The organism is Bacillus sp. 166amftsu (genome assembly GCF_900107445.1).
Classification (GTDB): domain Bacteria; phylum Bacillota; class Bacilli; order Bacillales; family Bacillaceae_G; genus Bacillus_A; species Bacillus_A arachidis.
In genome coordinates, this window is record NZ_FNQA01000001.1 from 600763 (window position 1) to 613424 (window position 12662).

The following is a 12662-nucleotide window of genomic DNA, read 5'->3' on the forward strand; positions in this document are numbered from 1 at the left end:
CTATCGCATCATGAGAGTAATGTTCCCCGCAGCAATAATGATGGTAATGCTTAAAAAAAACATAAAAGATACGATAGATAAACAGGCAAATACATAAATAATACTTTTCCCAATAATGTCTAAACATTTAATAATAGCCCCTCCACCAACCGGCTGTAGTACCGCTGCAGCAAATTTATAAATAAATGCAATACAAAAGATTTGAATGGCTGGAAAAGCTGCAATTAAACATAAAATAATAAGCCCAATAATCCCTACCGTATTCTTTAACAATCCAGAAGCACTAATAACCGTATCTGCCGCTTCTGTGAACATCCGCCCTACCACTGGAATAAAGTTCCCTGTTACAAACTTCGCAGTTTTAACAGCAATGCCATCAGCAACTGCTGTTGCTGTCCCTTGCACAGATAATACGCCTAGAAAAATTGTTAGAAAGATACCAATGATCCCCACACTTACATTTTGCAAGAGCTTGGACAATTTCGTAACTTTATATTGATCACTCATTGTACTTACAATGCTTAAAATGGTCGCGAGTAATAAAAGTGGAAGTACAATATAGTTCATAAGTAGCCCACTTGTATTCATTAAAAAAATGATAATCGGATGGAAGAATGATACCGATACAACCCCGCCTCCTGTCGCTATGAGCGCTAAAAGAATAGGAAGTAGCGCCAATATGAAATCTACCATCGTTTGAATCGTTTCTCGCGCATATGTCATTACTACATAAAAACTATTTAAAGCAAAAATAATTAGTACCATGTATACAACTGCATCTGCAATTTTACTCACACTACTCTTTGAAAAAGCAGATTGTAACGACTGTAATAATGCACTAAAAATTGTGAGCATAATAAGCGTTCCAAGCAGCTTTCCATTTGCAATAAGCTCATGAAATAAATATTTTAATAGCCCTGTCATCCATTCTTTTATCGAAAATTCCTTTTCGCCCTTTACAAATTCCATAAAGCTTCCCTTTTGGCTTTCTGGTAAATAGCCTCCATATTTCGTGACAAGCCCGTCCCAATACTGCTTCACATCTTCTATCCCAAGCTTATCCAATTGCTGATCTACGACGTTTTTTTCTATAGGAGAAGCTTGTACAACAATTGGTAAAGAAAAGAAAAGGAAGCAAGCAAACAGCAGCTTTTTTCCAAGCCTTCGCAACATTCACTCCTCCTTATCCAGTAGGTAAGAAACCGAGAATGGTTTCAATGACAACCGTTAAAATCGGAATCGCCATAACAAGAATTAAAATTTTTCCCGCTAGTTCAATTTTTGATGCGATTGCACCTTGACCAGCATCTTTTGTAATTTGTGCTCCAAACTCGGCAATGTAGGCAATTCCAATAATCTTCAGCAGCGTCTCTACATAGACATTGCTCACTTTCGCCTCACTTGCAACTCTCTCAATCATTTTTAGAATGGAATGAATTTGATCAATTAGTAGCAGAAACATTACACTCGCAATGAACACAATAAATAAAGAAGTAATACTAGATTTATGTTGATTTAGCACAGCTGCTAAAAATGTCGCAACGAGGCCCAATCCGACAATTTGCAAGATTTCGATTCGAACCGCCCCCTTTACTGGAAAAGAAAGACACTTTTAATCTTGTCAAACAAAGTATTAATTAAAAATGCAACATGAAATAAAATAACGACAAAACCGACAAGAATCACCCAGTTTGCAATATCCTCCCGCTTTAACTCTTTTAGTACTGTATGAATGAAAGCTAAAACAATGCCGATTCCGGCGATTTGAAATATTAATCCAACATCGATGGACATCGCCCTTCCCCCCTATAGCAGTAAAATTACGATAAGTAGCCCTGCTAATACACCCAAACTCTTTATCATCTTTTCATATTGAAGTTGTAGCGCTTTCGCTTCACCCTCTTCTCTTTCTAAATGTGTAATACATAAGCGAATATGTTTTTGCTGCGATTCACGGTCATGCTGTCCTAATGTTTCACCAAATTGTTGTAAAATCTCATATTCAGTTTGTTTAAATGCAGTGAGTTTCCAATTTTCTTGCAAACTATCAAGCCAAGCATCTCTAACTGTTTGCTCACCGCTATCTAATCGCTTTGAAAAACTTTGAAATATCCAATTTAAAGGCTTGGGCATTTGTTTAACTAAACGCTCTGCCGCTTCTGATAAAGGCGTATGTCCATACATGATTTCAGCTTCTAGCGATTGCAGTGCTGCCTTTAAAAGCCTAAGTTGACGTGGGCGTTCACTATACCTCTTAGCGTACGATAAACCAAAAAAAGTGGTAACCGCTACAATTAACACCGCACCAAAGATTTTTACCATACACTTTGAACCTTCCCTCGTTTTCGAACCGGTTTTCCATCTTTATCCTTTACTTGAGCAACTGTTCCAGGCCCCTTTGCTTTCGATAGTTCAATAAAGCGATCAAACACACCAAGTTCCATCACACCCTTTAAAGATGGCCTTTTCATTACATCATCAAAAGAAAATCCGTGAGCACTTATAAAAAGCTGAACACCTGCATGGACCGCCTCCATAATTGCTTCACTATCTTCTATACGCCCAATTTCATCCACTATTAATATATCCGGGCTCATGGAACGAATCATCATCATCATTCCTTCTGCTTTCGGGCATGCATCCAATACATCAACACGCGGACCAAATTCATATTGCGGAATCCCTTTTACACATCCGGCAATTTCCGAACGCTCATCAACAATCCCAACTTTACAAGATGGAATTTCATGAGAACGAACCCCTTGGCTCATACAACGTGCAACATCCCTTAGAAGTGTCGTTTTCCCTGTTTGTGGCGGCCCAATTACCATCGTATTTAGCCAACGTGTATCATACAAATAGGGCAGAAGCGGCTCAGCAATTCCAATTTTTTGACGTGCAATCCGAATATTAAATGACGACACATCCCGAATCATTTTCACTGCACTTTTCTCAGTAATTACTTTTCCAGCTAAGCCAATTCTGTGTCCACCGCGCAAGGTAACATATCCGCGCTTCAACTCCTCTTCCATCGTATAAATGGAATATTGACTCAGCTTATTCAACAAGTAGATAGCATCCTCTGCTGTAACAATATAGTCAGAAAAGAACACTTCTCCATGTGCAATACACTCAAGTGGCCTTCCGATTCGAACTCGGATTTCTTCTAACTTGCTATATTGTTCACAGCCCTCAATGAACTGTCTCATCGTTTTTGGTAAAACCTCTAATACTTCTTTCATAGGATTCTCCCCACCATACTTGACTTACTATTTCAACACCGCAATAAAAATGCAGCCTATTCCAAGAGCGAGAAAAAAAAGCTTTAAAAAAGAAATCTCACTCGCAACGCTCGCAATTCCAATTGACATCGTTAAAATTAATACAGTCGGTCCAACAAATGACAACATACCATTTATAAACAATGCTTTTTTTGCATCATTCACATAGAGCATAAGCAAAGCGGCGAATATTTCCGCGCTACCTGAAAACAACCGAAGCAAACCCATGACAAGCACGGATGTTTCCATTGCCGCCAGCCACTGTTTCATTCTCCCACCCTCTCTCCTAACAATTCCTTTACAAATAGCTGACAAAATCTTTAGGCTGAAAGATCATATTTGTACAACCATATGCAGAGGTTGTCTATTTCAGAAGTAAAAACATATTTTCTGTATTAAATTCCATAAAATTCCGAATATTCACATCTACTTATGTTATACTAAATGCAAGAAGGAGGGCGGGGGAATGTAACACGTAACATTAGTACCACTGGATTTACAATATGCAGAAATCCTTTTTACTTTATCAGGTGATGCACATGTGAAGGACGCCCCTAGGAATAAAAGTAGATACCCCCGAGGATACAAAAGCATTTATTCGTTTTGCAATGAAAGAAGAACGAAAAGGGAAATCTCTATCCAGAATAATTGTCAATGAAAAAAAGAAATAATTGGCATTACTTCTCTCAAACATATTGATCACCAAAAAAAGACATCTCATATTGGTAGTTGGCTCGGTTATCCTTATTGGGGGCAAGGTTACAATGAGGCTGCTAAAAAAGAAATATTTAAAATTGCATTTGAAGAATTAGATCTTATATATGTATTTTCCGGTGCAAAAACGGCGAATGTTCGTTCTTTAAAAGCGCAGGAAAAGTTACCTTATATTTCATTACATATGGAGGAGCAATTCCTAAAGGAACACGCTTTATTAGAATAAGAAACAAAAGTTCCTTGTGTACTACATGCCGTATCTCGAAAAAATTTTTTAAGGTGGTTACAACAAAATGATTGATGCTGATAAGGAAGTTACTTTTAAAAAATAGAGAGGTGATTAGAATGAACCTTATGCGTGCTCTTTACATAATTATATTGGAAGTAATCGGTATTTTTTTATTTTCTAAAATAGTAGATTGGTCATTTATAGAGGTATTCTTCCTAAGTAGTCTGAGTATATTTGGAGTTTCTTGGCTCACTACTTTAAATATGAACCGTAATGCGAATATGGATCACGCAGTATATAAGGGAATGACTGGCGTAGAGACAGGAGAAATAAGGCCATTTCAGATCAATTGGAATCCTTTCACATTCGGAACATCCATTCTTGTAGTGATTAGCCTTATTATAAGTGTTATTTATTACTTACCTTATTTCATATAGAAAAAGCACTCGTGATGATCACGAGTGCTTTTTCTAACTATGCACGAGAAACGTATTTACCTTCACCTGTGTTGATGATCAGCATTTCGCCTTCGTTAATGAAGATTGGTACTTGTACAACAAGACCAGTTTCTAATGTAGCTGGTTTTGTTACGTTAGAAGCTGTGTCACCTTTAATACCTGGCTCTGTTTCAACAACTTTTAACTCTACAGTATTTGGAAGTTCAACCCCAAGTACTTCGCCTTGGTATGTCATAATAGCTACTTCCATATTTTCTTTTAAGAATTTTAGCTCGCGCTCGATTTGAGTTTCACCAAGTTCGATTTGCTCATAAGTTCCGTTATCCATGAATACGTGAGACTCACCGCTCGCGTATAAGTATTGCATACGACGGTTTTCGATATGTGCTTTTTCTACCTTTTCACCTGCACGGAAAGTTTTTTCTTGAACAGAACCTGTGCGAAGGTTACGTAATTTAGAACGAACGAACGCAGCACCTTTACCTGGCTTTACGTGTTGGAAATCTAGAACTTGCCAAAGGCCATTGTCCACTGAAATTGTTAAACCTGTACGAAAATCATTTACTGAAATCATGCAAAAAATCCTCCTGTGTATTACAAAATAATAAGTTCTTTCGGAGACTTCGTGATTACTTCATTACCTTCGCTTGTTATGATGATATCGTCCTCGATACGCACACCACCAACACCTGGAATATAAATACCTGGCTCTACTGTTACAGCCATACCAGGCTCAAGTACCGTTTCAGAGCGGAACGCTAAACCTGGTGCTTCATGAATCTCAAGACCCACTCCATGACCAGTAGAATGCCCAAAATATTCACCGTATCCTTTTTCCGTTATGTAGTCACGTGTTAATGCATCTGCTTCACGACCAGTTAAACCAGCTTTAATGCCGTTTACACCACGGATTTGCGCTTCTAAAACGACATTATAAATTTCTTTTAATTTATCAGATGGTTCGCCGACTGCAATCGTACGTGTAATATCAGAGCAATATCCTTTATAATAAGCACCGAAGTCTAATGTTACGAAATCTCCTTTTTCTATCACTTTTTCAGATGCCACACCATGCGGCAGTGCTGAACGAAGTCCTGAAGCAACGATAATATCAAACGAAGAAGATGTTGCTCCTTGTTTTCTCATGAAAAATTCAAGTTCATTTGACACTTCAATTTCAGATACGCCTGGGCGAATGAATGATAGAATATGTTCAAAGGCAGCATCTGCAATCTGTGCAGCTTCCTTTAATATCTTAATCTCTGAATCCGTCTTAATCAAGCGTAACTTTTCTACAAGCCCAGAAGTTGGAACAAATTCCGCTTCAACGGCTTCTTTATGTGCTGTATAAGAGCTATATGTAAGATCATCTTGCTCAAAGCCAAGCTTTTGAATCCCCAAGTTTTTCACTTGTTTCGCAACTTCATCCAGAATTAGTCCTGTATGTTGTACAATCTCATAACTAACAGCTTGTTTACTAGCTTGCTCTACATAGCGGAAATCTGTAATAAATAAAGCACGATCGTTAGAAATAAGTACAACACCAGCTGTCCCTGTAAAGTTCGTCATATATCTACGACTATATTCATTCGTTAATAAAATACCATCAATACCAGCTTCATCAAATGCACTTCTTAACTTCGTGATCTTTTCCATCAGTTTTATGCCTCCCTAAGTTTCTCCATTAATGCAAATAACGCTAACTTATAGCCATAAAAACCAAATCCAACAATTTGTCCTGTAGTGGCAGCTGCCGTCACAGATTCATGGCGAAACGATTCGCGCTGGTGTATGTTGGAAATATGTACTTCAATAACCGGAATCGAAATGCTCGCAATCGCATCCCGAATCGCATAGCTATAATGCGTAAATGCTCCTGGATTTAGAATGATTCCTTCATATATGTCATCGGCCTCATGAATGATGTCAATAAGAACACCTTCATGATTCGATTGAAAACATTCTAACTCCACTCCCAATTTCTCTGCTTCTTGCTTCATCTCTGTTTCAAGTGTCGCTAACGTTCCTTTCCCATATACATTCACCTCTCGGACACCAAGGCGATTTAGATTAGGACCGTTAACGAGGAGTAATCTTTTCATATTTGTAAACTCCTTAATATAAAAATGTCTATACAACATTTTAACACAGGAGTCACTTATTTGAATAGTTTGTCTACTCTGCCCCTTCCCCTTGATTCATGTTGTTCGCTTCAAACGAAACAGAATATGTGATAAATACACCATATAAAATAAAAATACATATCGTTGTGACAATTGTTTCTTTTGGTAAATGAAGTGCATTTTTTATAACAGGTGCAATAGAACCTAGCCCCAAAAATAAAATACTCCACCAAAAGAAACCATAAATGATCCCAGGTAGTATCCCTTCAAATCTTTTAAAAAGAACCTTATAGAGAAAGGCCACCAAAATAGAGAGAATCCCAATACAGACAATACCTAATACATTTCCCCAAACGCCTTCTTTCCATGATCCAAACGCAAATGGTAAAAGCAAATAGTTTGGTCCAGCTTCTGTAAATGAAAAAACATGAAGAAAATACCATATACTTCCCCAAAAAAAACCGCCAAACAAACCAATCTGTACAAATTTATTTATTCCTGATTGTTCTTGCTTCACATCAACACCTCCGCTTACTAGTATGTCCGAAACTATTTTGAAGCATGTTTAAATCATGCGAATTTTGTCTATAAAAAGAATAAGAAATGTCTGGCTCCTGCAACAATTTTTCTTGTCAGCAGCTTGTGTTTGTCGATAAAATAAAGGAAACTCGGTGATTGTCAAATCTCACAATGACAGAACCAAGTGTGACAATTGCCTCTTTTCTACATAAGAGAGAAACAAATACAGGTTGGTGTTAACATGGCAGAGGAGACAAAACAAATATACGGTGGGCAAGCGGTCATAGAAGGAGTTATGTTTGGTGGTAGAGAATATACTGTTACAGCGGTTCGTCGTAAAGATAAATCAATCGAATTTTATCGACTACGACGCGTGCAGAATAAAGTATTATCTACGCTAAAGAAGATTCCATTTCTACGTGGTATCGCCGCTATCATTGATGCAAGTGCTAATGGAGCAAAGCACTTAAACTTTGCTTCAGAACGATTTGACGTTCATCCTGAAGACGATGAACAGCTTGTAAACAAACAAGAAGAACAATCCAAATTAACGATGATATTAGGAGTAGCCGCAGTCGGTGTCTTATCGTTCATATTCGGTAAAGTTATTTTCACAGCAGTTCCCGCACTTTTAGCAGAATTGACAAGACCATTTTTCCCATCTCACACTGGGCAAATTATTGTCGAAAGCATCATTAAGCTCATCCTTTTACTGAGCTATATATATATTGTGTCCCTAACTCCGATCATTAAGCGTGTGTTTCAATATCACGGTGCGGAACACAAGGTTATCAACGCTTATGAAAACAATCTTCCGCTGACAGTAGCAAATGTCCAAAAACAAACTCGCCTTCATTATCGTTGTGGTAGTAGTTTCATTATATTTACAGTCATTATCGGAATGTTTGTCTACTTTCTTGTTCCAACTGATCCGCTTTGGGTCAGAGTCGTAAACCGAATTCTATTAATTCCAGTTGTTCTAGGTATTTCTTTTGAAGTCTTACAGTTTACAAATCGATTACGAGATATTCCAATCTTACGTGTATTAGGATACCCAGGATTATGGCTGCAACTATTAACAACAAAAGAACCAGAAGATGATCAAGTTGAAGTTGCGATTGCATCCTTTGAAGAATTATTACGTTTGGAGAAAAAACAATAATAATTTTTTAAAATGGTACTCAACTCCTTTCCTTGTCGCTAATATACTAATTTTAATATATGTTATTTAGGAGGTGTTCCCTATGAACGGTCGTTCGTTTACGTTCGCTTTATTCGTACTTATTATTGGGCTAGCAATATTTGGTCTCGTATCATCTGCAATTACTGATCCATATGGAATGGTTAAAAACATTGTCATCATGTTACTTGTTGTTGGTGTCTTTTATGTATTATATAAAATGTTTACAAATTCCAGCGGTTCCGCCAATTCGCAAAACTCTTATAAGCGTGCTGCGAAACAATCGAACCGAAAATACGGAAAACAAAATGTAGCACCCCTAAGCAATTCTTTATTAAAACGAAATGCTTCTGATGACAAAGTTAAGAAAAGCAATTCATCATTGTTAAAGCGGAAGCGAAAACAATCCCATTTAACCGTGATTGAGGGTAAAAAAAATAAAAAGAAAGACCGCGCTTCCTTTTAGGAAATGCGGTCTTTTTTCATTTATGCTCTCTCACATATTGAAGCACTTCTGTTAAACTCTTTTCTTTCATACTCCCTAAGCGAAGATGGTGATTTTCAAACTGCAAAGTCTTTGTAACTTCATTAGGAACAACGACACATTTTAATTCCGCTGCAATCGCTGCTTTCAATCCATTTACTGAATCCTCAAACACAACAGCTTCTGATGCATCAACTTTCAATTCTTCAATAGCTGCCTTATACAGTGCTGGATCCGGTTTTACTTTCTCAACATCTTCTTTTGTTTTAATAACTTCAAAATACTCTCGAATCCCTAAATCTTCTAAAAATCCGATAACCCACTTTCTTGAAGAACTAGAAGCTAAACCAATTTTTACTCCAAGACTTTTTGCTTCTTCTAAATATTCTTTCACACCATCACGAACGACTGGTATTTTCATTTTCTCTTGATGTAACGCCGAAACTTTTTCTTTTAGCAATTTTTTATTAAATTGCTCTTTCAATTGTTGTTCAATATATGTATAAAGTACTTCATCTGTTGTTCCAATACATTTCGCAAACTCTTCTAGAGGTAACTCACCACCATATTCGTGAATCACTTCCTGAAAAGATTGGAACCAAATTGTCTCTGTATCTACAATTAATCCATCAAAGTCAAAAATAATTGCTTTCATTCCTATCCCACCTTTTACAAAACGATTTTTCACATCTCTATATATTCAATTTAAATAAAGGAATTTCCTTTTCTAAACAAAAAAGGAAACGCACTTCGTTCCCTTTACTTTCCCTGCTCTTCATTTGCTTTTTGAACGCCGCGAAGTGTTTCAATTCGAAGCTCATCTTGCTCAAAATATTGTACTAAATCACCAATGCGGTCAATAGCTTCCCAACTTAAATGATGTTCAATTCCTTCTACATCATTATAAATCTTACTTTCATCCACACCGATAATACGCATAAATTGTTCTAATAACTCATGACGATATACAAGACGCTCCCCGATTTTTTTCCCTTTTGTTGTTAATACAAGCCCTCTATATTTTTCATAAATTAGATACTCATCTTTATCTAATTTTTGTACCATTTTCGTTACAGAGGATGGATGTACACTAAGCGCTTCAGCAATATCAGACACGCGGGCATATCCCTTTTCATCAATCAACAAATAAATTTGTTCAATATAATCTTCCATACTAGGGGTAGGCATCGGTTTCCTCCATCCAATTTCATTTTATATTTTCCGCACGAAGCAATCAATAAAATGATACACCAGAAAGGGTATCATGACAAGAGTCGAACCGATCAAATGCCCTGAAACAAAAAAAAGAATCTGTATATGTATAAATTCCCCTATACGGAATATTGAATTTCAGTATTTGGAAAATTTTTGTGAATACATCCCCTTATTGTCTCCTCTAACCTCACTACAAAGCGAAAACGTGTTTTCCATTATGCTTTGCATCCAACAAATGATCTACATGCGAATATTTCGTAATGTAACGAAGACGATCTTATTCACTCTATCCAATACACTCAATCGTTTTCGCATTACGATATTTCTGCAAATCATTCTCTTCAGATAAATCACGAATCTGATTATGGGATGTTGTCTCTCAAATTTCTAGACCCATCCATGTAAACTTATCATATAATTACTCAAGTGCCTGTATTTCAAAATAAACAACCTTTGGCATAAATAGCTTTATATAACTTTCCCCCTGCTTTTAGTATGAGCAAAAGTACACTAATAACGCTGTTTTTCTTCTGTCTAATTTTACAAACTGAAAAATTTCATAAAGAAAAAAAGAAAAATACAAAATAATTAACGTAAATTGTTGACGTGATGCTTTTATTATCGGTATCATAAATCTTCGTGAGCAATTATTTTTCGTTATACGATTTTTTTATTATTACTGAATTTTTGAGAGGAGAAATTTGATGTCACTTAAGAAGAAAACGCAAGTACGCACCGGCAAAATGGTTCGTGAACTAATGTTAGCAGACGAAGATGTAAATGCTTCGCTAATTATGGTATATAGTGAAAACGGTGTAAACGCAGAAATTAAAATCGAGGGCTTAACGCCGAAATGTAACGAAGAATTATTTTTGAGCGGAAACGTGGATTGGAACAAGAGTGTCATTTATAAAATTGTTGATTTCACTGGAAACGCTGAAGTTGGTAAAGTTACATTAACAGCAATGAACAAAAATAATGTTTCTCTAGAAATTGAACGCGTTATGTGGAGCAAAGAAAATAAAGAAGCTGTAGAACAAGAAATAACACCAGTAGAAGCTGCGCCAAAGAAGGAAGTAGTCGTAGAGGCACCAAAGGTAGTTACAGCGGCACCTAAACCTATTACACGTGTTGAGGAACCTGTTGCAACGCCTAAACCTATTCCGGCACCAGCACCTAAACCAGTGCGTTCAGAAACAGTTGTAGCGGCACCTAAACCAGCACCTATAAAAAATGAAGTACCTACTCCAGTCGCAAAGAAAGAAACAGTTACGGTTATGCCTACAAAGCCGAAACAAACAACTGCGGCTGAAACAAACTCAAAACTACAAGAAAATTATGTAAAGCTTGTGAAAAAGACAATTGAAGTATGTCAAGATTACGAGCTTGGCATCGATATAGATGATTCTATTGAAAATTTAAAAGAAGAATTACAAAGCCAAGGTATTAGCGTTACTTTTGATAAAGAAATTATGGATGTCGTAAATCGCCTTCGTTCTTTACAAGAAAAAGGGATTAAAGTAGAAAAAGTACTGAATTTACTATAAAAAATAAGGAGGTGGCAAATGCCACCTCCTTATTTTTTATAATTCCACTCATCGCTCTCATATTTTTCTTTTGCTAATGTTTGCACTTCTTGAAGCTGTTCTTCCGTTAGTTCATACGGGACTAGCTCCACATCTAAGCCTTTTTCAAATCCAACTTGGAACGCTTCAATCAACTGTTCAATCGTAAATGTACGGTCTGTTAATTCATTGATTGCGACCGCTTTAGAAGAAAACATGCTCTTCATACGCTCTTTCACTCGCTCATTTGGGAATAAAAATAAATCATACAGCTCATCTAAATCAATTTCTAACGGAATAGATCCATGCTGTAGGATAACTCCTTTTTGGCGCGTTTGTGCACTTCCAGCAATTTTCCGGCCTTCTACAACAATTTCATACCAAGACGGAGCGTCAAAACATACACCTGAACGTGGATTTTTTAAATTTTCACGATCCGCTTCTGTTTTTGGAACCGCATAGTACGCTTCTAATCCTAGCGCCTTAAAACCTTCAAGTAGCCCTTGAGAAATTACGCGATACGCTTCTGTAACTGTTCTAGGCATATTCGGATGATCTTCAGAGACAATAACACTGTACGTTAATTCCTTATCGTGCAATACTCCCCTACCACCTGTTTGACGGCGAACAAATCCATATTCCTTCTCTTTTACTACATCCATATTGATATCTTTTTCTACACGTTGAAAATACCCCACTGTTAATGTTGGCACTTCCCATTCATAAAAACGAATTGTTGGTGGCATTTTCTTTTCACTTTGCCAATTTAATAAACATTCATCTAACGCCATATTGAATGCCGGTGAACATTGACCAGAGTTAATATAGCACCATTTTTCTTTTCCCATCCTGCACCTCATGTAACCAATTATTTTTCACAATATCTAGTCTAAC

Annotated in this window: 17 protein-coding genes and 2 pseudogenes; 5 read left to right on the top strand and 14 right to left on the bottom strand. The window is 36.9% G+C overall.

Annotated features, from left to right (window positions below; translation table 11 throughout):
- From spoIIIAE to BLV40_RS03430, 6 genes are read right to left on the bottom strand one after another with little or no spacing between them, the layout of a single operon-like run.
- Positions 1-1173: a stage III sporulation protein AE gene (spoIIIAE, locus tag BLV40_RS03405; protein WP_026589981.1), complete on the bottom strand. Its 1173-nt coding sequence runs from the start codon at positions 1171-1173 to the stop codon at positions 1-3.
- Between the two features lie 10 nt (positions 1174-1183).
- Positions 1184-1567, bottom strand: a complete 384-nt coding sequence (spoIIIAD, locus tag BLV40_RS03410; protein ID WP_081810938.1) for a stage III sporulation protein AD — start codon at positions 1565-1567, stop codon at positions 1184-1186.
- Between the two features lie 23 nt (positions 1568-1590).
- Positions 1591-1794 (bottom strand): stage III sporulation protein AC, encoded by a 204-nt coding sequence (gene spoIIIAC, locus BLV40_RS03415; protein ID WP_000020914.1) that lies wholly within the window; start codon positions 1792-1794, stop codon positions 1591-1593.
- Between the two features lie 12 nt (positions 1795-1806).
- The gene (spoIIIAB, locus tag BLV40_RS03420) at positions 1807-2322 is read right to left on the bottom strand and encodes a stage III sporulation protein SpoIIIAB (protein WP_090687459.1); all 516 of its coding nucleotides are present in this window, start codon (positions 2320-2322) and stop codon (positions 1807-1809) included.
- Positions 2316-3242 carry a stage III sporulation protein AA gene (gene spoIIIAA / locus BLV40_RS03425; RefSeq protein WP_026589978.1) on the bottom strand — a complete coding sequence of 309 codons (927 nt, stop codon included), beginning with the start codon at positions 3240-3242 and terminating at the stop codon, positions 2316-2318. Before spoIIIAA ends, spoIIIAB begins: the two co-directional genes overlap by 7 nt.
- A 27-nt stretch (positions 3243-3269) precedes the next feature.
- Positions 3270-3551 carry a YqhV family protein gene (locus BLV40_RS03430; RefSeq protein WP_090687461.1) on the bottom strand — a complete coding sequence of 94 codons (282 nt, stop codon included), beginning with the start codon at positions 3549-3551 and terminating at the stop codon, positions 3270-3272.
- 220 nt (positions 3552-3771) lie between these two features.
- Between BLV40_RS03430 and BLV40_RS28380 the strand changes: the two are divergent.
- Positions 3772-4296 (top strand): annotated as a pseudogene (locus BLV40_RS28380) (GNAT family N-acetyltransferase).
- A gap of 53 nt (positions 4297-4349) precedes the next feature.
- Complete coding sequence (locus BLV40_RS03440) at positions 4350-4661, top strand: hypothetical protein (protein ID WP_170833612.1); 312 nt, start codon at positions 4350-4352, stop codon at positions 4659-4661.
- Positions 4662-4698: 37 nt separating this feature from the next.
- Here the strand turns inward: BLV40_RS03440 and efp are convergent, their stop codons facing one another.
- From efp to BLV40_RS03460, 4 genes are all read right to left on the bottom strand, one after another.
- Complete coding sequence (gene efp / locus BLV40_RS03445) at positions 4699-5256, bottom strand: elongation factor P (RefSeq protein WP_026589975.1); 558 nt, start codon at positions 5254-5256, stop codon at positions 4699-4701.
- A 20-nt stretch (positions 5257-5276) separates the two neighbouring features.
- Positions 5277-6338 carry a Xaa-Pro dipeptidase gene (gene pepQ, locus BLV40_RS03450; protein ID WP_026589974.1) on the bottom strand — a complete coding sequence of 354 codons (1062 nt, stop codon included), beginning with the start codon at positions 6336-6338 and terminating at the stop codon, positions 5277-5279.
- 5 nt (positions 6339-6343) lie between these two features.
- Positions 6344-6784, bottom strand: coding sequence for a type II 3-dehydroquinate dehydratase (aroQ, locus tag BLV40_RS03455; protein ID WP_026589973.1), 441 nt, complete (start codon positions 6782-6784; stop codon positions 6344-6346).
- A gap of 73 nt (positions 6785-6857) precedes the next feature.
- Entirely contained in the window at positions 6858-7322 is a 465-nt protein-coding gene (locus BLV40_RS03460; RefSeq protein WP_026589972.1) for a YqhR family membrane protein, read from the bottom strand.
- 243 nt (positions 7323-7565) lie between these two features.
- Here BLV40_RS03460 and BLV40_RS03465 point away from each other — a divergent pair, with 243 nt between their 5' ends.
- On the top strand, positions 7566-8486 hold the full coding sequence (locus tag BLV40_RS03465) for a DUF1385 domain-containing protein (RefSeq protein WP_026589971.1): 921 nt from the start codon (positions 7566-7568) through the stop codon (positions 8484-8486).
- Between the two features lie 82 nt (positions 8487-8568).
- Positions 8569-8970: an SA1362 family protein gene (locus BLV40_RS03470; protein ID WP_026589970.1), complete on the top strand. Its 402-nt coding sequence runs from the start codon at positions 8569-8571 to the stop codon at positions 8968-8970.
- 16 nt (positions 8971-8986) lie between these two features.
- Here BLV40_RS03470 and BLV40_RS03475 read toward each other — a convergent pair whose 3' ends face one another.
- The 3 genes and pseudogenes from BLV40_RS03475 to BLV40_RS03485 all read right to left on the bottom strand — a co-directional run.
- Entirely contained in the window at positions 8987-9643 is a 657-nt protein-coding gene (locus tag BLV40_RS03475) for an HAD family hydrolase (RefSeq protein ID WP_035414365.1), read from the bottom strand.
- A 104-nt stretch (positions 9644-9747) separates the two neighbouring features.
- Positions 9748-10176: a transcriptional regulator MntR gene (mntR, locus tag BLV40_RS03480; RefSeq protein WP_026589968.1), complete on the bottom strand. Its 429-nt coding sequence runs from the start codon at positions 10174-10176 to the stop codon at positions 9748-9750.
- Between the two features lie 215 nt (positions 10177-10391).
- Positions 10392-10675 (bottom strand): annotated as a pseudogene (locus tag BLV40_RS03485) (spore photoproduct lyase family protein); the annotation flags it as partial.
- Between the two features lie 232 nt (positions 10676-10907).
- On the opposite strand from BLV40_RS03485, the gene BLV40_RS03490 reads away from it, so the two are divergent.
- The gene (locus BLV40_RS03490) at positions 10908-11750 is read left to right on the top strand and encodes a hypothetical protein (RefSeq protein WP_090687465.1); all 843 of its coding nucleotides are present in this window, start codon (positions 10908-10910) and stop codon (positions 11748-11750) included.
- Between the two features lie 29 nt (positions 11751-11779).
- On the opposite strand, the gene BLV40_RS03495 is transcribed toward BLV40_RS03490, so the two are convergent.
- Positions 11780-12616, bottom strand: coding sequence for a lipoate--protein ligase family protein (locus BLV40_RS03495; protein ID WP_026589966.1), 837 nt, complete (start codon positions 12614-12616; stop codon positions 11780-11782).
- Between the last annotated feature and the right edge of the window lie 46 nt (positions 12617-12662).

Coding starts and splice junctions, on each gene's coding strand:
- mntR (WP_026589968.1), bottom strand. CDS start 10,176: ATGCCTACCCCTAGTATGGAAGATTATATTGAACAAATTTATTTGTTG.
- BLV40_RS03430 (WP_090687461.1), bottom strand. CDS start 3,551: ATGAAACAGTGGCTGGCGGCAATGGAAACATCCGTGCTTGTCATGGGT.
- BLV40_RS03470 (WP_026589970.1), top strand. CDS start 8,569: ATGAACGGTCGTTCGTTTACGTTCGCTTTATTCGTACTTATTATTGGG.
- spoIIIAB (WP_090687459.1), bottom strand. CDS start 2,322: ATGGTAAAAATCTTTGGTGCGGTGTTAATTGTAGCGGTTACCACTTTT.
- BLV40_RS03495 (WP_026589966.1), bottom strand. CDS start 12,616: ATGGGAAAAGAAAAATGGTGCTATATTAACTCTGGTCAATGTTCACCG.
- pepQ (WP_026589974.1), bottom strand. CDS start 6,338: ATGGAAAAGATCACGAAGTTAAGAAGTGCATTTGATGAAGCTGGTATT.
- BLV40_RS03475 (WP_035414365.1), bottom strand. CDS start 9,643: ATGAAAGCAATTATTTTTGACTTTGATGGATTAATTGTAGATACAGAG.
- efp (WP_026589975.1), bottom strand. CDS start 5,256: ATGATTTCAGTAAATGATTTTCGTACAGGTTTAACAATTTCAGTGGAC.
- spoIIIAA (WP_026589978.1), bottom strand. CDS start 3,242: ATGAAAGAAGTATTAGAGGTTTTACCAAAAACGATGAGACAGTTCATT.
- BLV40_RS03440 (WP_170833612.1), top strand. CDS start 4,350: ATGCGTGCTCTTTACATAATTATATTGGAAGTAATCGGTATTTTTTTA.
- BLV40_RS03465 (WP_026589971.1), top strand. CDS start 7,566: ATGGCAGAGGAGACAAAACAAATATACGGTGGGCAAGCGGTCATAGAA.
- BLV40_RS03490 (WP_090687465.1), top strand. CDS start 10,908: ATGTCACTTAAGAAGAAAACGCAAGTACGCACCGGCAAAATGGTTCGT.
- spoIIIAC (WP_000020914.1), bottom strand. CDS start 1,794: ATGTCCATCGATGTTGGATTAATATTTCAAATCGCCGGAATCGGCATT.
- aroQ (WP_026589973.1), bottom strand. CDS start 6,784: ATGAAAAGATTACTCCTCGTTAACGGTCCTAATCTAAATCGCCTTGGT.
- spoIIIAE (WP_026589981.1), bottom strand. CDS start 1,173: ATGTTGCGAAGGCTTGGAAAAAAGCTGCTGTTTGCTTGCTTCCTTTTC.